The organism is Novosphingobium resinovorum (assembly GCF_001742225.1).
Classification (GTDB): Bacteria; Pseudomonadota; Alphaproteobacteria; order Sphingomonadales; family Sphingomonadaceae; genus Novosphingobium; species Novosphingobium resinovorum_A.
In genome coordinates, this window is sequence record NZ_CP017075.1 from 2102845 (window position 1) to 2123822 (window position 20978).

Sequence of the window (20978 nt, forward strand, 5' to 3'; positions counted from 1 at the left end):
GCCATGGAAACCGCCACAGAGTTGATGGCCGCCGCGCAAGGCCAGACCGGGCTCGCCGATTTCGGTGATGACGGTTTTCGCGAGGGCCTCGAACGGCTGGTCCTGGCGCTGAACACCGAGGCGCGGCTTACCTCGACCGGGGAACATGCGCTGCGCGACCGCATCCTGCTGCACTTGCGCCAGCGACTGATGATCGAGGATTGGTACGCCCGCCACCCCGAGATCGAGTACGAGGACATTCGCAGCCCCCTGTTCGGGGTCAGCCTGCCGCGCACGGGTTCCTCGGCGCTGTCCTACCTGCTCTCCAGCGATCCGGGGGTGCGTTACCTGCGCGTCTGGGAGAGTTCGCGGCCCTGCCCGCCGCCTTCGACGGTCGAGGGACCGGACCCGCGCCGGGGCGCCACGGCCAGCGCCGCAGACGAGACGCTCAAGGGCGGCAGCCGTACGCCTTCCGGGATCGACGGGGCCATGGAGTGCCAGGATCTCATGGCGCTCGATTTCCGCAGCCAGATCTTCCAGGCCTTCGCCCAGGTGCCCAGTTACTCGCAGTGGCTGCTGGAGACGGCACACAGCGGCACCTACGCGTACCATAAGCGTACCCTGAGGCTCCTGCAGTGGGGTGAGCCCGCGCGGCCATGGCGCCTCAAGGCGCCGACGCACATGCTCTATCTGGATGCGCTCGACGCTGCCTATCCCGACGCGCGTTTCGTGATGACGCACCGTGATCCGACCGACGTGATGCTCTCGGTCGCGACCGTCTATGCCGAGATCATCGGCAAGTTCACCGACCATGTCGACCATGCCTACATCGGCGAACTCAACGTCCAGTGCTGGTCGGAGGCGATGACCCGCGCCATCGCCTTTCGCGAGGCCGGCAACGACCATCGCTTCTTCGACATCCACTTCCGCGCCATGCAGGCCGACCCGCTCGGCGAAGTGCGCCGCCTTTACGACTGGCTGGGCGAGACGGTCTCGCCCGCCTTCGCGCAGGCCATGGCCACATGGTGGGAGAGCAACACCGCCGCCGAGCGCATGGCCAAGCCCGATCCCGCCCGCTTCGGCCTCGACCCTCAGGCCGTGCGCGCACGCTTCGCCGATTACCTGAACCACATGGACCAGTGGGCCGCTTGATAAGAGGAACCCGAATGCCCGAACCGATCACCGGCAAGTACGACTTCGACGCCGACGCGCGCATGGCGCAGACCGTCGCCAATGGCCCGCGCTACGCGCCGCTGCGGCTGGAGGACGTCACCCCCGAGGGCATGGAGCAAGTGCAGGTCATCCGCGCCGCGTTCTCCATCCCCGACAGCCGCCCCTTCCCCGACGTCAGCCTCATCACCTTGCGCCATCCGGGAATGTTCAAGGGCCAGATGGTGCTCGGCATCGAACTGGCGAAGGGCGCGATTCCCGGGCGCGATCGTGAACTGGCAGTCCTGCGCCTTGCCTGGCTCGCCCGCGCGCCCTTCGAATGGAGCGAGCACGTCGATATCGGCAAGGCCTTCGGGGTCACGGCCGAGGAAATCGAGCGCGTGCTGGAAGGCTCCGCCGCGCCCGGCTGGACCGAGCACGAATCGGCGGTCCTGCGCGGCGTGGAGGAACTGGTCGCCGACCACTGCCTGAGCGATTCGACATGGGCGACGCTGGCGAAAAGCTGGGACGAGAAGCAGATGCTGGAGTTCCCGCTGCTCGTCGGCTCGTACCTGATGACGGCGCTGCAGCAGAATTCGCTCAAGATCCAGCCGAAGGGTGGTTTCGACTACCGCTGATTCGGCGGTGGGCGACGCTGTGGCCGATTCTGTTGAAACCCCTGTGGATAAGCAGCGGACAATCGGAGCATAATCGAACCGTCATCCCAGCGAAGGCTGGGACCGCTGGCGGTGAACAGCCCACTTGGCGTGGGAATCCTTCTCACGACAGTTCGCGCCTAAAGACTGATATCGGTCCCAGCCTTCGCTGGGATGACGGCATTTGGGCGATAATCCGACCGACATTTGGCCGATGTTGGCGAAATTGGCGGCCTTTCGCCGTCTCCGTGACCCTGAAGAAAAGACGGCCGGGGCGGGCAAGGCAAGGAGCCGCCCCGGCCAAGGTCACAGGATGGGAGAAACGCCCCATGACAAGCGTTTCTCCGGGCTTGGTGCAGGCTTGACGAGAGGAGCAAGCCGCGCAACACTAGCTAATGATAATCATTCGCATGTGCAAGCCCTAAAAGGAGACCCGCCATGTACAAGTACGTCGACCGCCCGCTCAGCAGCCTCGACGAAGGCTGCCGGTTCCTCGTCTGGTCCATGCGGGCGTGGGTCACCGCGATCGGCCACAAGCGGTGCCCGGCGCAGCTTCTCGCCCCGGCTTTCGCGCGCTGGCGCATGATCGGGGGCTTGCAGCCGTTCCACCGCGCCATGGTGCTGCTCAACCGCGACGCACTCGATACGCTGGCGTTCTGCCCGATGGGCTGCAGCCATGTGTCGGAGCACGAGGCGGTGATTCTCGAACTGATCACCTCGCTGCGCGACCGCGGCCCCACCGCGACTCGCGAGACGCTGGACCTGGTGGTGACCGAGGAGAGCGTGGGCGACATGCTCGAAACGCTGTCGAAGATCGGCGCGGCGCTCGCCATCGCGGGGATCTTTCCCGGCGAGCCCGTCGCCAATCCCGGCCGCAGCCACTGAAATCAGCCACTGACCCATTCGCGCAAGAGTGAAGTCGGCCCGTGCTAGATAGGCGCTGACGCGGTCCGGCTTCACTCTTGCGCGAATGGGTGCGCGACCGCGCCCACCCCGCTGCGACTAGGCAGCAAGCTGCCAAGTCTCGCTGCCCCTCCCGCAAGCGGGAGGGGGCCTTGTTCTCCTCCCGCTTGCGGGAGAGGCCGGGGGTGGGCCTTCCTTGCGGCCAAACCTCAATCCAGCGGCGCGACATCCACCGAAGCGTACATCGCCTGCGTCCCCGCGCCCCGGAATCGGCCGTCGAGCGGCGCCACGTCCGAATAGTCGCGGCCCATGCCGAGGAAGATGTGGTCGGTGTCCGCCAGCTTGTCGTTGGTGGGATCGAAACCGACCCAGCCCAGTTCCTCGCCGCACCACAAGTTGACCCAGGCGTGCATGGCGTCGGCGCCGACCAGCCGCTCCTGCCCCGGCGGCGGCAGCGTGCGCAAGTAGCCGCTGACGTAGGCCGCCGGGATGCCGTGCGCGCGCGCGGCGATGATCATGATGTGGCTGAAGTCCTGGCAGACCCCGTGACGCCGGTTGAACGCCTCGATCGGCGGCGTGTCGGTCTCGGTCGCGTCCGCATCGAAGGTGAATTCGCCGTGGATCGCCGACATCAGCGCCCGCCCGGCCTCCATCACCGGCATCGCCTCATTGAGCAGCGACCCCGCCCACCGCCCGATTTCGTGCTGCGGCTGCGCGATCGGCGAGGCGAAGATGTACGACGCGGGCGCAAGATCGGAGAGGTCGGGCTTCTTCATCGCCCGCTCGCGCAGTTCGGCAAGACCCGGCCCGGCGGCATCCTCGACGAAGAACGGCAGCGGCTCGACTTCCACCGTGAAGCGGCTCTCGATCTGGACCTGCGAAGTCACCTCGCGCAGCGCGAAGCGCGCCTCGTTGACGTGGTAGCCGCCCTGCCCCTCCACCACTTGCGCAGGCGAGGGATCGAGCGTCAGCTTGTAGTCGCTCACCACTTGCCCGTTCCAGGGGGCGGGCTTCAGACGCACGTTGAACTGCGCCATGCTGACCGCCTGCGCGTACTTGAGCGTGGTGATATGGCTTACGGAATAGCGCATCAGAGCAGCGGGGTCCTGCGTTCGGCGTCCTCGTTGTCCAGCTGCAGGAAGTAGCGCAGCGAGATCGCATCCGACAGCGCCAGCAACTGCGCTTCCATCGCCGCCAGCCGCTCGGGCGTCATGTCGGTCGCCAGCAGCGCCTGCAGTTCGCCCAGCAGCGCGCGGGCGGCGCGCAAGGGGGGCTCGGGGATATTGTCGTCGCGGGAGGACGGCAGCGCCGAAAGGTGCGCGACGACTTGCGCCACCTGGAACACCAGCGCGCGCGGGTTGTCGGGGTCGAGCAGCACGAGATCGCGCACGGGGTTGAGCGACGGCCCGGTGAGGTAGCGGCTGCGATAGATGATCTGGCTGTCGCACAAGTCGAGCAGGAGGCCTAGCGATGTGACGTCGCCCGCCTTCGTCAATTGCCGCGCGGTGCGGCAGATCGCCTGCGCGCGCTCCAGCCGCTGCCCGATCTCGAGAAAGCGCCACGCGGCCGAGCGCACCATGTTCTCCGAGATCAGCCCCGCGAGGGCGCTGAAATGCTCGGTCAGCCAGCGCGCGCTCGACAGCATCGACTGCGGGCGCTCGACGTTGATCGAGGGCATGGGGCGGCTGACGATGCGCCAGAAATCGCGGGCGAACCGCTCGCGCAGGGCCATGCCGACCTGCTGGCGGCGGCGCATGAGCGTGGCGACGCCGCCGGCCAGCCGCGTCTCGGTAAGCGCGCGGGCGCAGATCTTCGCGATCGGGAGCTTCGCCGTCGCCGCCTCGATCGCTCCGCCTTCGACCAGGAGCGCGGCGAGGCGCGGCAGCGCGGCGCCTTCGGCATCGACGTTGCCGTCGCTGTCCGCCGGGTTGGCGAGGATCGCGCGCACCACCCGCACCATCGCCTCGGCGCGCTCGTTGTAGCGGCCGAACCAGAACAGGTTGTCCGCCGCCTGGCTGGCGAGGATGCCGCCCCCTCGCGAGATCGGCGGCTCTCCGGCCACCCGGCTGCCGAGGTGGGCGGCGGCGGGCTTGTCGTCCACCACCCACAAGTCCGCCGACAAGTCGCCGTCGCCCATTAGCGAGGTCGGCAGCGCGGTGCTGGAAGACAGGCGCGCGAAGCCGCCGGGCATGACCGTCCAGCCGCCCTCGGCCGTGCGCGCTACGAAGGCGCGGACGGTGAAGGGGCGCGGCACGATCTGCCCGTCGATGATCGCGGGCGTGGTGGAAAGGTGGACGATCTCCTGCCCGCAATAGTCCATGGGGCGGCGCCACAGCGCGTCGATCAGCGCGACGCGGGACTTGCCGTCGAGCCCGGCCCCGGCGATCGGATTGCGGTTCGCCAGCGCCTCCACCGGCTGCCCAAATGCGGGAACCAGCGCCAGTTCCTCAAGCCGCGCGGCAACGGTGGAGCTTTCCACCGCCTGCCCGCACCACCATGTCGCGACGTTGGGCAAGATCGGCGCCTCGCCCAGCAGGGTGCGGCACAGGCGCGGCATGAAGGCCGCGAAGGCTGCGGATTCGAGTACTTCGACGCCCGGCCAGTTGACCATCTCGACGCCGCCGCCCGCCCACGCCCCGAACAGGTTGGGCACGCCCAGCTGCGATTTCGCGTCGAACGACAGCGGATCGAGCGCGGTGGTATCGATCCAGCGCCACACCGCGTCCACGCGCTTGGGCCCGGCAATGGTCCCGACGTAGAGCTTTTCGTCGAGCACGGTGAGGTCGCGCCCCTCGACCAGCGGCAGGCCGAGGTAGCGGGCGAGGTGCGCCTGCTCGGCATAAGTCTGGTTGAAGCGGCCGGGCGTCATCAGCGCGATGCGCGGGTTCTCGCGGCGGCAGGCGGCGGCCATGCCCTCTACCATGCCCGAGAAGAACTCCGACAGGCGCCGCGCATGGGCATCGGCCAGCAGGTTGCCGATCGCGCGCGACATCGCGAGGCGGTTCTCCAGCGCATAGCCGATCCCGCCGGCCACGCGCACCCGGTCCTGCAGCACCCGCCACTGCCCACGCGGCCCGCGTGCGAGGTCGGCGGCGTAGACGTGGATGAAGCGGCCCTCATGAGGCGTGCGCCCGATCATGCGCCGCGCGAAGAACGGGCTGCCGGCGACGACGGCGGCGGGAAGATGGCCGTCCGCCACCAGCTTCTGCTCGCCATAGATGTCGGTGGCGATCGCTTCCATCAGCTCGGCGCGCTGGATCAGGCCGCGTTCGACCTGGCTCCACTCCTGCGCGCCGACGATCAGCGGCATCGCGTTGAGCGGCCATGAGCGCTCGTCCTCGTCCCCGGTCAGACGGAAGGCGAGCCCGAGGTCGGCGGCATGGCGCGCGGTGGCGTCCTGCAGCGCCGAAGGGTCGCCATCGGTCGCCGCGGCGAGCCCGGCCGCAACCTTGCGCCACACGTCGGCGACCGGACGGCTGGCATCGCCGAACAGGTCCCCGCGCGAGGCTTCGGCGGCATAGCCGTCAAGCCAGCTCGCGGTCGGGGCGAGATCGGGGCCGGAAGCAGGACGGGTCACCATGGCAAACCTCGTCGTCCCGGACTTGATCCGGGACCGCTGGCCGTGACCAACCCGCTTGGCATCGAGGCGCCTTGCCGATGGCACCTGCCTAAAGACAGCCAGCGGTCCCGGATCAAGTCCGGGACGACGAATGATCTATGCGCGCTGCACCCCTCGAACATGCCCCTACATTAGCCGCGAGGGCCGCCTGAGGTCGAGAGTGTAGGGAAATTCACTCGGCAGCTCCTCCGCAGGCACCGGCAGCGGCCCCGGAGAGTGGCCGTGATCCTGGAACCGCGCCTTGCGCCGGGCCTCGGCCTCGTAGTCGTTGACCGGCACCGTGTCGTAGCTGCGCCCGCCCGGATGCGCGACCTGATAGACGCAGCCACCCAGCGAGCGGCCGTTCCACAAGTCGTAGATGTCGAAGGTCAGCGGCGCATGCGGCGGCAGCATCGGATGCATGCTCTCCGACGGCCACCACGCCTTGTAGCGCACGCCGCCCACGCCTTCGCCGTGCGCCACCTTGGTCAGCGGCACGCGGCGGCCGTTGCAGGTGATGACGTGACGGCCTTCGACAAGCCCTGTCGCCTTGACCTGCAGGCGCTCGGTGGAGCTGTCCACGTAGCGCACGGTGCCGCCGATCGCGCCGGTTTCGCCCAGCACGTTCCACGGTTCGAGCGCGTGGCTGATCTCGAGGTTGACGCCGCCGCCCTCGACCTCGCCGTGGACCGGGAAGCGGAACATGCGCTGCGCCTCGAACCACGACGGGTCGAAGTCGTAACCCGCACGGCGCAGGTCATCCAGCACGTCGAGGAAATCGGCCCAGACGTAATGGCCGAGCATGAAGCGGTCATGCAGCTGCGTGCCCCAGCGCACCAGCGGCCCTTCCACCGGCTCGCGCCAGAACCACGCCGTCAGCGCGCGCAGAAGCAGCTGCTGGGCGCAGGACATGCGGCCCTCGGGCGGCATCTCGAAGCCCCGGAACTCGACGAGGCCGAGGCGGCCGGTCGGGCCATCGGGCGAGAACAGCTTGTCGATGCAGATCTCGGTGCGGTGGGTGTTGCCGGTCACGTCCACCAGAAGGTTGCGGAACAGGCGGTCCACCACCCACGGCGCGGGCTGCTGCATGTGCGGACCGGGCACCTGCGAGAGCGCGATTTCCAGCTCGTAGAGCGCGTCGTGCCGCGCCTCGTCGATGCGCGGCGCCTGGCTCGTCGGGCCGATGAACAGGCCGGAGAACAGGTAGCTGAGCGAGGGATGCCGCTGCCAGTAGGTGACGAAGCTCTTGAGCAGGTCCGGGCGGCGGATGAACGGGCTGTCGAGCAAGGTCGGCCCGCCCAGCACGATGTGATTGCCGCCGCCGGTGCCGATCGAGCGGCCGTCGACCATGAACTTGTCGGCGGTCAACCCGATCTCGCGCGCGCAGTCGTAGAGCGTCTCGGTGATCTCCACCGTCTCGCGCCAGCTGGCGGAAGGATGGATGTTGACTTCGATGACGCCGGGATCGGGCGTGACCTTGAGCACCATCAGGCGCGGGTCCGGCGGCGGCGCATAGCCCTCGATCCGGATCGGCAGCTTCTGCACCTCGGCCACCGCCTCGATCGCGGCGACGAGTTCGAGGTAGTCCTCCAGCGCCTCAACCGGGGGAATGAACACGGCCAGGTAATCGCCGCGAGGCTCGACCGTGACGGCCGTGCGCACGGCGCCCTCGATGATGTCCTGATCGACCGCCGGACCGGTAAAGCTGTGCGGCTCGGGCACCGCCTGGGAACGCTGCGCCGTGCCGACCTCGCGCCCCTGATTGCCGCGCTCGATCGCCTGGAGACGGAAATCGGCGAGGGGTTGGCGCGGCTCTGCCGTGTCGCGCGGGTGAATGTAGGGAAAGTCGGCCGGCGCCACATAGGGCAGCGAGCCCAGCGGCAGGCGATAACCCAGCGCGGAATCGCCCGGAACCGCCGTCAGCACGCCCTTGCGCACGCGCCAGTATTCGCTCTTCCAGCGCGGCGTGGACTTATCCTTCGCGTTCCAGCGCTGCACCGGCAGTACGACGCCGACCGGCTGCTCCACCCCTCGCCGATACGTGCGGCGGAAGCGGCGGGCCAGTTCCTCGTCCTCGATCGCAGGGTCGAGCGGCGTGGTGTTCACCGGCAGTTCGTCCTCGCGCAGCATCCAGACGCCGCGATCCTCGAACACCGGCTGGACGTAGCCGCGCTCCAGCCCCAGCCCCTGCGCCGCTCCGGCCAGCAGGTTGGCGGCGGCGAGCACGTCGATGGTGGGCACCGGATCGGGATCGCCGCCCTTCTCCAGCGGCTTCTCCCCTGCGATCAGGCTGTCGTCATGCCAGATCGGCACGCCGTCCTTGCGCCAGTAGATCGAGTAGCCCCAGCGCGGCAGCGTCTCTCCGGGATACCACTTGCCCTGCCCGTGGTGGAGCAGCGATCCCGGCGCGAACTTCGCGCGCAGCAGGCGGATCAGCTTGTCTGCATAGGCAGCCTTGGTCGGGCCGACCGCGGCGCTGTTCCACTCCGGCGCCTCGAAGTCGGTGGCGGCGATGAAGGTCGGCTCGCCGCCCATCGTCAGGTTTACGCCCCAGGCGGTGAGGTCCGCGTCCACCTTGTCGCCCAGCGCCAGCAGGCCGTCCCAGCGCTCGTCGGTGAAAGGCTTGGTGATGCGCACCGCTTCGGCGATGCGGCTGACGTTCATCTTGAAGTCGAAATCGACTTCGGCGGGCTCGGCCATGCCCTCGATCGGGGTGGCGGAGCGGTAATGCGGCGCGGCGCAAAGCGGAATGTGCCCCTCGCCCGCGAACATGCCGGACGTGGCGTCGAGCGCGATCCAGCCCGCGCCGGGCACATAAGCCTCGGCCCAGGCGTGGAGGTCAGTGACGTCCTCCAGCACGCCGACCGGCCCTTCCTTGGGCAGCACGTCGGCGACCAGCTGGATCGAATAGCCGGACACGAACCGCGCCGCGAAGCCGAGGCGCCGCAGCAGCTGCACCAGTAGCCACGCCGAATCGCGGCACGATCCGATGCCGACCTTCAGCGTCTCCTCGGGCGTCATCACGCCCTGCTCCATGCGGATCACGTAGTCGATGCGCTGCTGCAGGCGGCTGTTGATGTCGACGAGGAAATCGACCGTGCGGCCTTCGTAGTCGGCATGCTGGGCGACCAGCGCCTCGAACAGCGGGCCCTGCTCCTCGACCTCGAAATAGGCGGAAAGGTCCGCTTTCATGCCTTCCGAATAAGCGAAGGGATATTCCTCCGCCTCCGGCTCCACGAAGAAGTCGAACGGGTTGATGACGGCAAGTTCCGCCAGCAAATCGACCTCGATGGAGAAATGATCGACCGGATCGGGAAACACCACGCGCGCCAGCCAGTTGCCGTGCGGGTCCTGCTGCCAGTTCAGGAAATGCTCGGGCGGGCTGATCTTCAGCGAGTAGTTGGGCACCTCCGTCCGACTGTGCGGCGCCGGGCGAAGCCGGATGACCTGGGGGCCGAGACGGATGCGCCGCGAATAGCGGTAGCGGGTGAGATGGTGCAGGGCTGCCTTGATCATCGAAACGGAGTGTGCGCGATTCAATGCTGCACTGCAACGATTGTTCAACAGTGGGCGTAAAACCTTCCCCACACCGTCGCACTTGTGTCATTCTTGCGTGCGAAAGGGCTTCTCGTGAATACCATGGACATGCTGACCGCCAACGAACCCGCGCAGGACGTGGAGGAAACCGAAGACCTCGCCACCCTGCCTTCGCGCTACTTCAACCGCGAACTGAGCTGGCTCGCCTTCAACGAGCGCGTGCTGGCCGAGGCCTGCAACCCGAACTATCCGCTGCTGGAGCGGCTGCGCTTCCTGTCGATCTCGGGCAACAACATCGACGAGTTCCTGATGGTGCGCGTCGCCGGCTTCCACGCGCAGGTGCGCCGCCAGATCGAGGAAATCTCGATGGACGGCCTCACCCCGTCGCAGGCGATCGCGGTCACGCACGAAAAAGTGATGGAGCTGGAGCGAATCCAGCAGGAAACCTGGTCCACCCTCAAGACCCAGCTCGGCGAAGCAGGCATCACCGTCGTCGGCGAGGATGACAAGCTCGACCGCGAGCGCGAGAAGTGGCTGCGCGAATACTTCATCGAACAGGTCATGCCGGTGATCACCCCGCAGGCGATCGACCCGGCGCACCCCTTCCCCTTCGTCGCCAACCAGGGCATCGGCGTACTGTTCTCGCTGACGCGCGAGGCGGACGAGGCGTCGGTGATGGAGATGGTGCTGATCCCCTCGCCGCTGCCGCGCTTCGTGCGCATTCCGGGCGCCGAGGCATCCTGGATCTCGATCGAGGACCTGATCTGCCGCAACACCGAGGAGCTGTTCCCCGGCTTCCGCTTCAACGGCCACGGCGTGTTCCGCATCCTGCGCGACAGCGACCTCGAGGTCGAGGAAGACGCCGAGGACCTCGTGCGCTACTTCCGCACCGCGATCCAGCGCCGCCGCCGCGGCCTCGTCATCGTGCTGCAACTGCAGGGCAAGTTCGACCCGGCCGCCGAGGAAATCCTGCGCACGCAGCTGGGCCTCGACAAGGCCCTCATCATGAAGACCGACGGCATCATCGGCTTCTCGGGCCTGTCGGCGATCTGCGACGAGGACCGGCCCGAGCTGAAGTTCGAGCCCTACACCCCGCGCTACCCCGAGCGCATCCTGGAACATGACGGCGACATCTTCGCGGCGATCCGCGAGAAGGACATCGTCGTCCAGCATCCTTACGAGAGCTTCGAGGTCGTCATCGACTTCCTGCGCCAGGCCGCGCTCGACCCGGACGTGGTGGCGATCAAGCAGACGCTCTACCGCGCGGGCAAGCAGTCGGCGATCATCTCGGCGCTGATCCAGGCGGCCGAGCAGGGCAAGTCGGTGACCGCCGTGGTCGAACTGAAAGCCCGCTTCGACGAGGAACAGAACCTCCTCTGGGCCAGCCAGCTCGAACGCGCGGGCGTCCAGGTGATCTACGGCTTCGTCGACTGGAAGACCCACGCCAAGGTTTCGGCGGTGGTGCGGCGCGAGAACGGTTCGTACCGGACCTACTGCCACTTCGGCACCGGCAACTACCACCCGATCACCGCGCGCGTGTATACCGACCTGTCGTACTTCACCGCCGAACCGGCGGCGGGACGCGACGTGGTGCGCCTGTTCAACTTCATCACCGGCTACGTCGAGCCCAAGAGCCTCGAAATGCTCTCGATCTCCCCGATCTCACTGCGCTCGACCCTCAACGACTGCATCGACGCCGAGATCGCCAATGCCGAAGCCGGCAAGCCCGCGGCGATCTGGGCCAAGCTGAACTCGCTGACCGACCCCGACCTGATCGACCGCCTCTATGCCGCCAGCCGGGCGGGCGTGGACATCGACCTCGTCGTGCGCGGCATCTGCTGCCTGCGTCCGGGCGTGCCGGGCCTGTCGGAGAACATCGCGGTCAAGTCGATCATCGGCCGCTTCCTCGAACACGCGCGCATCTGGGCTTTCGCCAACGGCGCCTACCTGCCAAACCGCCGCGCCAAGCTGTTCATCACCTCGGCCGACGGCATGAGCCGCAACCTCGACCGCCGCGTCGAAGTGCTGCTGCCGATCCGCAATAAGACGGTGCACGACCAGGTGCTCGACCAGGTCATGCTGGCGAACCTGCTGGACTCCGAACAGTCTTGGGATCTGGCGCCGGACGGTTCCTACGACCGCGTCGGCGAAGTGGAGAACCCCTTCAATCTCCACCGCTATTTCATGACCAACCCGTCGCTTTCCGGACGCGGCGCAGCACTCGACAGTGGACGAAAGGTGCCGAAGCTGTCGCTGAGGCGTGGCAACATCTGACACGATGCCCAGCCCCTTCGTCATTGCGAGCGCAGCGAAGCCGCGCTCGCAATGACGAACGACAGGTTCACATTCCCGCGCAAAGATGACGAGAGAGGGGACAAATGTGACCCCTCACACTTCACCTTGCGTCAGCGCCGCTCTAAAGAGCGCATCGCAACCTTGGGCCCTTGTGGTAAGTATTGACCAGAATGATCGGCATCAGCCAGTCCAGCGCCCGGCGCGCCATCATCGACATCGGATCGAACACGGTACGCCTCGTCGTCTACAACGGGCCGCCGCGTTCGCCGGTCGTCGTGCTCAACGAGAAGGTCAACGCCCGGCTCGGCAAGGACCTCGGCCGCACCGGCGCGATCGGCGAGAAGTCGATGCGCACGGCCCTCGCCGCGCTGGCGCGATTCGCCACGCTGCTGCGGCTGCAGGGGGTGGACGACGTCGAATGCGTCGCCACCGCCGCCGCGCGCGATGCCTCCAACGGACCTGCATTCCTTGAGGCCGTGCGCGGCTTCGGTCTCTCTCCCCGCCTGCTTTCTGGCGAGGAGGAAGCCCGCGCCAGCGCCACCGGCGTCATCGCCGCCTTCCCGGGCGCGCGCGGCATCGCGGCCGACCTCGGCGGTGGCAGCCTCGAACTGGTGGAGATCGACGCGGCGGTTCCCGGCGGCATCGCTCCGGGCGGGATCACCCTTCCCTTCGGCACCTTGCGCCTGCCGGACCTGCGCGCGCTGGGCCAGCAGAAGTTCGCCGCTGCCGTGCGCGACGGCCTTTCCGCGCGGGGCTGGGGCGTCAATGGTCACCACGGCGGCCGCGGGATACCGCTCTACATCGTCGGCGGTTCGTGGCGCGCGCTGGCGCTGCAGGCGATGCGCGTGCTCGACTGGCCGGTGGACGATCCGCATGGCTTCGAACTCGCCCCGTCCGAGGCGATGCATCTCGCCCGGCAGTTCGCCAAGGGCAAGCTCGAGAACCCCGATCCGCGCATCTCTGCCTCGCGCCTTGCCACACTGCCCGACGCCGCCGCGCTGATGGCGCAGATGGTCGGGCAACTGCATCCCTCACGCCTGATCTTCTCGTCCTGGGGCCTGCGCGAAGGGCTGCTGCACATGCAGCTTCCCGAGAGCATCCGTCAGGAAAGCCCGATGCTGGCCAGCGTCGCCGATTTCGCGCAGACCGCCCGCGTCAGCGCCGACGACGCCGTGCGCATCGCCGAATGGACCGCCCCCGCCTGCACGCAGGCCCGGACCGACGCCGACTTGCGCAAGGCCGCCAGCCTGCTCGCCCTCGCCGCGATGCGCACCGAACCGAACATGCGCACCGAGGAAGCGCTTACCTGGGCCCTGCGCAAGCGCTGGATCGGCCTCGACATGCGCGGGCGCGGCATGATGGCGATGACCGTCTTTGCGAACTCCGGCGAGACCGAGGTGCCGCCGCAGTTCACCAAGCTGGCCAGCGACGAGGACTTGCGCCGCGCGATTGGCTGGGGCCTCGCGGTGCGCCTGTGCCGACGCCTGACCGGCGGCGTTGCGGGCGGTCTTGCCGCGACCTCGCTGGCCGTGGAGCAGGGCACGCTGGTGCTGACCGTGCAGGACGCCGTGCGGCCGCTCTACGGCGCGGGCAACGGCAAGGACCTGAAAGCGCTGGCCGACTGGCTAAGACTGGGATGCCGGGTGCAGGACGCACAAGGGTCCGCGATCGAGGCGTGATGTTGATCCCGGCTTGATCCGGAAACCTCGTTGCGCGTTGGTGGGGCCTCAACAGGCTCAGCCTGAGCGGGATTTAAAGACCCGCTCTCAAACCCGCTCAGCCTGAGCTTGTCGAAGCCCCATCAACGAAACCCAACAAGCGCATCACACCAGCGTCTTGCTCTCCGCGATCGCCGAGATGCCGCGCTTGCCGCCGCTGCGGTCGAGCTGCACCACGATGTCGATCACCGAGGACGCATATTCCAGCGTCTCCGCGCGGGTCAGGCCGATACCGGTCTGCATCGACATCAGCGCGATCTGCTCCAGCGCACCGCGCGGAGTGTTCGCGTGGACGGTCGAGAACGAACCCGGGTGGCCCGTGTTGATGGCGCGCAGGAAGCTGACCGTCTCGGTGCCGCGCAGTTCGCCCAGCACGATGCGGTCGGGACGCAGGCGCAGCGCCGCTTGCAGGAGGTCGTTGGCCGAGACCTTGGCCTCGCCCAGTTCGCCCTTCACGGCGATGAGGCCGACGCCGTTCGCGCCCGGCAGGCGCAGTTCGGCGGTATCCTCGACCAGCACCACGCGCTCATGCTCCGGGATTTCGGACAGCATCGCATTGAGGAACGTGGTCTTGCCGGTCGAAGTGCCGCCCGAGATCAGGATCGTCCGACGCCGCCGGATCGCGTCGCGCAGGAAGGCGATCGGCTCCAGCATGGCGTCGGGCGCGGGTTCCTCGATATGCGGCGGGATCGGGCCGCGATCGTAGGCATCGAGCGGCAGTTCCAGCAATCGATGCCGACGGATCGCCAGCGCCCAGTTCGCGCGCGTGGCGGGCGGCCCGACCAGCTGGATACGCGCGCCTGAGTGCCCGCCATAAGCCGGAAGCGTCGCCGAGAGCAGCGGATGCTCGCGGTTGATGCCCTGGTGGCTGATCCGCGCGACCTGCTCGGCGAGACGCTGCAGCAGGCGATTGTCCATCTGCGGCAGCGCGATGCACTGCATGCCGGACAGCGCCGCGTCTTCCACCCAGATCTCGCCGGGGCGGTTGACGAGGATTTCGGTCACCGTCTCCTTGTCGAGCCACGGGCGCAGCGGCGCGAGGTAGGCGTCGAGATAGACGCTGCGCGGCTCCGCATGGATGGGCGTGTCAGCCATGGGCGCCACAGTCACGGACGCATGCGCAGCAGCAGGCTGCAAGGTGAGGACTTCGGCCATGATCGCTCACTGAACCGCGCTGAAGTCCAGGTCCTTGGCGGTGAACACGCGGATCGGCTCGCCCTGGCGCACGCGGATGGTCGGGCCGATGCTCGACCCGCTCTGCACCGCCGCCGAGGCCGCCGAAGTGCCGCCGCCGATGACGACGTTGGAACCGCTCGACGCCAGCGTCGTCAGCCCGCCGACTACCGAGAGCAGCATGGCCGAGCCGAAGCGTTCGAAGAAGTGCGTGTTGACCTTGCCCGGCAGGCCGGTCTCGCCGCCGAACGCGATCGCGGGCGAGCCGAGGTTCACCGAGACGCCGTCCGGACGGATCAGGCGGCTCCAGATCACGTAGGCGCGCTTCTGGCCCGCCGTCAGCCCGCTTTTGTACTGGCCGATCAGGCGCGAGGAGCGCGGGACGAGCACGCGCTTGCCGTCGAAGCTGCGCACGTCGGTCGAGACGATGGCGCGCACATAGCCGGGGACGTCGGTGTCGATCGCGGTTTCCAGCACGGCGGGGATCAGCGTGCCCTGCGTGACCGTGGTGGCCGGATCGAACGAGCGTGCGGCCGAAGCGGTCGAGCCGGGGCCGCCGATGCGCGCAGCGAAGTCGTCGTTGGCGGTCCCGCCGCCTGCCTTGGCGACTTCTCCGGCAACACCCGCGACGGGCACGGCGGCGCCGGTGCCCGCGTCGAACACGACGGTCGGGCTGGCGAAGCGGTTGGCCTGAGGTGCGATCTCGGTCCCCGGCGCGGCGGCCAGCACCGGTGCGGGCGCAGGGGCCGGGAGCGGCGCGGGCATCGGGGCCGGAACGGCAGGCGCCACGGCCGCGGGGACGGCGACGGGCGCTGCGGGCTGCGGCGCGGGTGCGGCGGGCTTGAGGTCGGCAGTGCCGTTGCGGGCCGAATCCATCGACCACAGCGTCAGGCCGCCGAGCGCCGCCACGATCAGCACACCGGCGGCAAGGCCGAGGCCGTCGGCCTTCTTGCGCTGGGTGACTTGCGGCAGGACGTTGCGCGTCGCCAGATCGATGACCTGCGCACCTTCGCCCTCACGCGGGTCGGTAGCCGCATCGCCGGAAAAGCGCTCAGGAAAGGCCGAGTTGGACGAGGAATTCGGCGCCATGGATCAGTTTCCCTGTGACGTGGGTGCAGTGGCGGGTGCAGTGGGAGCGACAGTCGGCGCAGCTTGCGGTGCAGGTGAATTCGCCGCGACAGTCGGCACCGCTGCTGGTGCAACCGGCGCAGGCTGGCTCAGGGGCTTGGCCGGACGCGAGGCGAGCGGCAGCGTGTTCACCAGTTCCGCCTTGGTCTTGCCCGAACGCAGGATCAGCGTGTTCGGCACTTCGTCGATCACGATCGTCGCGCCCCGCACCGCATAGTTCACCGGGCCTTCGTCACCCTTCTCGTTGGTTACGAGGATCGCGGGAACCGAAGTCTGTTCGGGCCACAGCAGGTAGGTCGACTGGCCGTCGTCATAGATGCGCGAGGGCAGCAGCTTTTCCGACCCGACGCGCTTCCACGCGAAGTTCAGCGCAGCCGGATCGGCGGGCACGGCGGAAGGATCGCCCAGCGCCAGCCCGGCCTCGGATGCATCCAGCCCTGCGGCGGCAGGCGCGGCCTGCGGCTTGGGCTCATCCTTGTAAGTGAAGCGCAGCATGTAGAGCGGCTTCGCCTTGGTCGAGGCGACGAGGTCGAAGAAATAGGTGTGGCGGTTGGTCACCACCGTCATGTTGGTGCGCGCGGTGGCTTCGAGCGGCTTCACGAAGAGCAGGTCGGCGCGCTTGTTCGGCGTGATCTGCCAAGCCTGCGAATCGCCGACCGCGACGTTCTCGATCGCCTCGCCCTCGCCGAAGGCGATGGTCGCCTGCACGCCGGCCTTGCCGTCGATGCGCACGACTTCGCTCTCGCTGTAGGCGTGGGCGAGCAGGCGGTCGTCCGCCCGGGCGGGAGCCGCCAGCGCGAGCGCCATCAGGCTGCCCGCAAGGACGGTCTTGCGCAGCGTTGCGCGGGTCATCGTGTCTTCTCCTTCGGCAACTTGCCGGTGTCGTTCGAGGCACTGCGGAACCGGCTGCCGATCCCCTTGGCGCGCGTGGCCGAATCGCCCTGACGCAGAGGTTCGATTCCCCCGCCCACGACTTGGGTTACCACGGTTCGCCGGTCGCTTGAACGTGCTGCACTCTCGCCACCCGTCACCGAAGCACCCGCCGCCGCCGCGGCAGCGGCAGATACGGTCGAGGTGCGGCTCTGGTAGGCGGATACAGAGGATGCGGGCGCGGCGGCCGGGGCCGGAGCAGCGGCGTGGCCCTGCGGCGCGTCGCGATCACGCTCGGAAGCGCCGAGGCCGAAGACCTGCCAGCCGGTCACCATCGTCGCGGCGACCTTCACCACCATGACCATCAGCGCGACGTGGACCGAGGCGACGAGGAAGAACGCCATCGCACCGCGCCCGTCGATCTCGCCCGCATTGGCGCTTTCGACCAGGCCCGAGATGATCGGCACCAGCAGTTCCAGCGTGATACCGCCGCCGAGCACCACGAAGAGCGGCGTGATCGCGGTCAGCACGACGCCGCGCAGCCAGCCCGCGGTGAGGCCGCGCGTGCCGCCGAACAGCGCCATGACCACGAAGATCGGCCCGAGCGCGAGCAGCACCGCCAGCGCGATGCGCGCCGTGAGCAGCACGCCCACGGTGCCGAGCAGCAGCAACAGCGCGCCCATCCACATGACGCTTTCGGGCGTGAACAGCCCGCCCGCGCCCTTGGCGGCGATGGCCGCGCCTGCGGCTCCGCCAGCAGCTTCGCCGCCCTCCTTGGCCGCCTGCGCGCCTTGCGAGGTCGCTTCGGAAATCTGGTTGATCGCGGAGAAGACGATGTCGATGCGGTCGCCGAACAGCTGCGTCGCCGAGCCCTTGGCGCCCATCAGCATGCCGGCGATCCAGTCCGGCCCGCCGATCGCGAGGTTCCAGACGACGCCCTGATAGGCAACCCAGCTCGTCGCGAAGGTCAGCACCACGCCGAGCCGCAGCATGCGCGGGCTCAGCGCCGAGATGCCGAGGCTGGAACGCCCGGTCAGCAGCGAGAACGCGAAGAACGCGATGTAGAGCGTCAGGACGATCGTAAGCACCGGGGCCATCGCGCCCCCTGCCCCGAACAGCCGCCCGAAGGCGCCCGCCGCCATCTCGTTCGCCACGCAATCGACCGCGCGCAGCGCAGGGGCGACCCCGGCGGATGCGTATTCGGTGAGCTGTTCGCAGGCGTTCGCCATGAGGCTTACTCCGCCGCCGCCGTCCAGGGCGCGTCTTCGTCCAGTTCCCCCGGCCACTGCATGCCGGTGAGCACCGGATACCAGCTTTCCGGCGCATCGCCGTAGCGTTCGCGCAGGGTGTCGAGCTTGCGCACGGTGCTCTCGCGGCCCGACAGGACGGTGAGCACCTCGGGCATGCCCGAAAGGTCGAGGCGCACCACCACCGAAGAATCCGACTGGCGGATCAGGAAACAGCGCGAATGCGCGGGCAGCGTGCGGATGACGTCGAGTTCGTGCTGTGACAGGCCGAAGCCCTCGCAGTAATCCTCGGCCCGCGCACGCGAATTGGGCATGAACACCATCGTCGCGGTCTGCTCGACAAGGGCGGTGGCGATCTTCGAATCCAGCGCGTCGCGCGCCGACTGGGTCGCGAAGCCGACCAGCGCGTTGCGCTTGCGCAGCGTCTTGAGCCAGTCGCGGATGCGCGCGGCGAAGACCTCGTCGTCGAGCGCCTTCCAGCCCTCGTCGATCAGGATCATCGTCGGCTCGCCGTCGAGGCGCTCGTCGATGCGATGGAACAGGTACATCATGACCGGCGTGCGCAGGCGCGGGCTTTCCAGCAGCGCGGTCATGTCGAAGCCGAGCACGCGCTGGCTCAGGTCGAGGCGGTCGTGCTGGTTGTCGAACAGCCAGCCATGCTCGCCGCCCTGCAGCCAGGCGTCGAGGCGCGAGGCGAGGTCGCCCGGCTCCGGACGGCGCGCGCCCGCCAGCAATTCGCGGAAGTGCGAGAGGCGGCGCAGCGACGGATCGTTGTGATAGGCCGCGTCGACCGCACTGGCGATCGTCGAGAGTTCTTCCGGTCCCTTGGCTGCGAGCAGAACGCCGAGCCAGTCGCGCAGGAAGGCGCGGTTGTGGGCGGTGTCAGGCAGCGCGAGCGGGTTGAAGCCGGTCGGATGACCCGCCGCGACGCGGCTGTAGGTGCCGCCGATGCCGCGCAGGAACACCTCGGCGCCGCGATCCTTGTCGAACAGGATGGTGCGAGGGCCGAACTTCTGCGCCTGCGCGGCGAGGAAGTTCATGACGACCGTTTTACCCGAACCCGACGGACCGATGACGGTGAAGTTACCGAGGTCGCCCTGATGGAAGTTGAAGAAGAACGGCGTAGCGCTGGTGGTGGACAGCAGCGTGACCGCGTCGCCCCAGTGATTGCCGCTCGCCTGTCCCATCGCGAAACCGTGCAGGCTGCCGAAGCAGGCCATGTTGGCGCTGGAGATCAGCGCGCGGCGCACGATGAAGCTCTCGTTGCCGGGAAGCTGACCCCAGAACGCGGGTTCGAGGTTCACTTCCTCGCGCACCGCGACGGCGCCCGCGTCGGCCAGCGAGGCGGCACACATCGCGGTAACCTCGTCCAGCGCATCGAGCGAATCGGCGCGGACCAGAACCGAGAGGTGATGATCGCCGAAACCGACCGAGCCGGTGCCCAGCGCATCGCGCGCGGCGGACATTTCGCGGCGCTCGGCCACGGCTTCCTCGTCGGCGCTGCGCAGGCGGCGGATCGAGAGGTCGATGCGTTCGCGCGCGATCTGCCGGTCGGCAGGAGCGTATGTTTCGGTCAGCACCAGTTCGCAAGGCAGGCGCAGCAGTGCGTCGGTGAGGCCCGGCGCAGTCGAATCGGGGTAGTCCTTGAGGCTCACGATCGAGCCGAAGGTGCCGCCGGTCGCGCCACGCAGTTCCAGCGCGTCCATGCCGAAGCTCACGCGGCGGTAAGGCAGCATGTGGCCGATGTCGGTCTCGTCCGAGGGACGACGCACCGGGCGCATCTCGCCGTTGTAGAGCGCGGAAAGCAGTTCGAGCACTTCCGAGCAGCGGCCCGCAGGCGCGTCGTAGTCGCCCAGCAGGCGCGCTCCATAGGCGCCAAGCGAGGCGACCATCGCCGATGCAGCGGCCTTGAGCGCTCGAACGTCGCCAGGATCGACCTCGGCGTTTTCCGAACCCTTGTTCCTCATGAAGCGGCTGAGCTTGTCCGCCCAGCCCGCCTTGCCGCGCGCCGGACGGCGCACCAGGGTAATGAACTGGTCGTTGACGAACAGCGCGCCCGAACCCGTGCGCGCCCGCCAGCGCGCGTCGATATGCGCGGCGAGCGGATCGTCGAACTGCGCCGCCATCTCGATCTCGACGCGGCGGCGGATGACGTGGTGATAGAGCACGAAGCGCGCATCGAGCGATGAGCGCAGCAGCACCTCGCGCGTGGCGACATGGGCGTTGAGTTCGTCGCTGTCGGCAGTCTCGAACGCGAGGCCGGGCACCATGAGCGAGAGCATGACCGAGCCGTCGCGCAGGCGCACGACGTTATCGTCCACGAGCCCGGCGTAAGGCAGGCGGTCGCCGGCGAGCACTTCCTTGGCTCCCCAGCCCTTCAACGGCGATTTGAAGCTCTTGGCCATAAAAACTGTCGTCCCCCGCGCGCGCAGTCGCTTACGGCGCGTAGCTGTTGCAGCCCCAGCGCTGCCAATTGGCGACGCGCGGGCACTTGCTGACCTTGGCGATCCACAGATCGAACACCCGCGGCTCGCGCAGGCACGCGAGATAGCCGATGCCGTGGATCACCAGCATGACCGGCAGCGTCCAGAAGCTCTTGGTGATGAGGAATATCTCGGTCACCACGGCGAAATTGATAATGAAAAAGCTGTAAGTCACGCCCGCGAACATCTGCGGGCGAGTCAGCGCGCGGTGAACCGGATAGCGGGCCAAAGTCATAGGATCG

Annotated in this window: 14 protein-coding genes; 5 read left to right on the forward strand and 9 right to left on the reverse strand. The window is 68.1% G+C overall.

Annotated features, from left to right (window positions below; genetic code table 11):
* The first annotated feature begins 3 nt into the window (after window positions 1-3).
* From BES08_RS09840 to BES08_RS09850, 3 genes are all read left to right on the forward strand, one after another.
* Entirely contained in the window at window positions 4-1131 is a 1128-nt protein-coding gene (locus tag BES08_RS09840; protein WP_008831088.1) for a sulfotransferase family protein, read from the forward strand.
* A 14-nt stretch (window positions 1132-1145) separates the two neighbouring features.
* The gene (locus BES08_RS09845) at window positions 1146-1766 is read left to right on the forward strand and encodes a carboxymuconolactone decarboxylase family protein (RefSeq protein ID WP_008831087.1); all 621 of its coding nucleotides are present in this window, start codon (window positions 1146-1148) and stop codon (window positions 1764-1766) included.
* Between the two features lie 456 nt (window positions 1767-2222).
* A complete protein-coding gene (locus BES08_RS09850; protein WP_008831086.1) occupies window positions 2223-2669 on the forward strand; it encodes a hypothetical protein in 447 nt (148 codons plus the stop codon).
* Window positions 2670-2896: 227 nt separating this feature from the next.
* Here BES08_RS09850 and BES08_RS09855 read toward each other — a convergent pair whose 3' ends face one another.
* The 3 genes from BES08_RS09855 to BES08_RS09865 all read right to left on the reverse strand — a co-directional run bounded on the left by BES08_RS09855 (window position 2897) and on the right by BES08_RS09865 (window position 9801).
* Window positions 2897-3778, reverse strand: coding sequence for a transglutaminase family protein (locus tag BES08_RS09855; protein ID WP_008831085.1), 882 nt, complete (start codon window positions 3776-3778; stop codon window positions 2897-2899).
* A complete protein-coding gene (locus BES08_RS09860; RefSeq protein ID WP_008831084.1) occupies window positions 3778-6267 on the reverse strand; it encodes a circularly permuted type 2 ATP-grasp protein in 2490 nt (829 codons plus the stop codon). Before BES08_RS09860 ends, BES08_RS09855 begins: the two co-directional genes overlap by 1 nt.
* Before the next feature lie 165 nt (window positions 6268-6432).
* Window positions 6433-9801: a transglutaminase family protein gene (locus BES08_RS09865; protein ID WP_008831083.1), complete on the reverse strand. Its 3369-nt coding sequence runs from the start codon at window positions 9799-9801 to the stop codon at window positions 6433-6435.
* 123 nt (window positions 9802-9924) lie between these two features.
* On the opposite strand from BES08_RS09865, the gene BES08_RS09870 reads away from it, so the two are divergent.
* Window positions 9925-12096 (forward strand): RNA degradosome polyphosphate kinase, encoded by a 2172-nt coding sequence (locus tag BES08_RS09870; protein WP_008831082.1) that lies wholly within the window; start codon window positions 9925-9927, stop codon window positions 12094-12096.
* A gap of 191 nt (window positions 12097-12287) precedes the next feature.
* Complete coding sequence (locus tag BES08_RS09875; protein ID WP_008831081.1) at window positions 12288-13796, forward strand: Ppx/GppA phosphatase family protein; 1509 nt, start codon at window positions 12288-12290, stop codon at window positions 13794-13796.
* 144 nt (window positions 13797-13940) lie between these two features.
* Here the strand turns inward: BES08_RS09875 and virB11 are convergent, their stop codons facing one another.
* The 6 genes from virB11 to BES08_RS09905 are packed head-to-tail and all read right to left on the reverse strand — an operon-like array spanning window position 13941 to window position 20971.
* On the reverse strand, window positions 13941-14990 hold the full coding sequence (gene virB11 / locus BES08_RS09880; RefSeq protein ID WP_008831080.1) for a P-type DNA transfer ATPase VirB11: 1050 nt from the start codon (window positions 14988-14990) through the stop codon (window positions 13941-13943).
* Between the two features lie 6 nt (window positions 14991-14996).
* Window positions 14997-16097, reverse strand: coding sequence for a TrbI/VirB10 family protein (locus tag BES08_RS09885; RefSeq protein WP_069708204.1), 1101 nt, complete (start codon window positions 16095-16097; stop codon window positions 14997-14999).
* Between the two features lie 3 nt (window positions 16098-16100).
* Window positions 16101-16988: a TrbG/VirB9 family P-type conjugative transfer protein gene (locus BES08_RS09890; RefSeq protein ID WP_008831078.1), complete on the reverse strand. Its 888-nt coding sequence runs from the start codon at window positions 16986-16988 to the stop codon at window positions 16101-16103.
* Window positions 16985-18235 carry a TrbL/VirB6 family protein gene (locus BES08_RS09895; protein ID WP_008831077.1) on the reverse strand — a complete coding sequence of 417 codons (1251 nt, stop codon included), beginning with the start codon at window positions 18233-18235 and terminating at the stop codon, window positions 16985-16987. Before BES08_RS09895 ends, BES08_RS09890 begins: the two co-directional genes overlap by 4 nt.
* A 5-nt stretch (window positions 18236-18240) precedes the next feature.
* On the reverse strand, window positions 18241-20658 hold the full coding sequence (locus BES08_RS09900; RefSeq protein WP_069708205.1) for a VirB4 family type IV secretion/conjugal transfer ATPase: 2418 nt from the start codon (window positions 20656-20658) through the stop codon (window positions 18241-18243).
* 31 nt (window positions 20659-20689) lie between these two features.
* The gene (locus tag BES08_RS09905) at window positions 20690-20971 is read right to left on the reverse strand and encodes a VirB3 family type IV secretion system protein (protein WP_008831075.1); all 282 of its coding nucleotides are present in this window, start codon (window positions 20969-20971) and stop codon (window positions 20690-20692) included.
* Window positions 20972-20978: the final 7 nt, after the last annotated feature.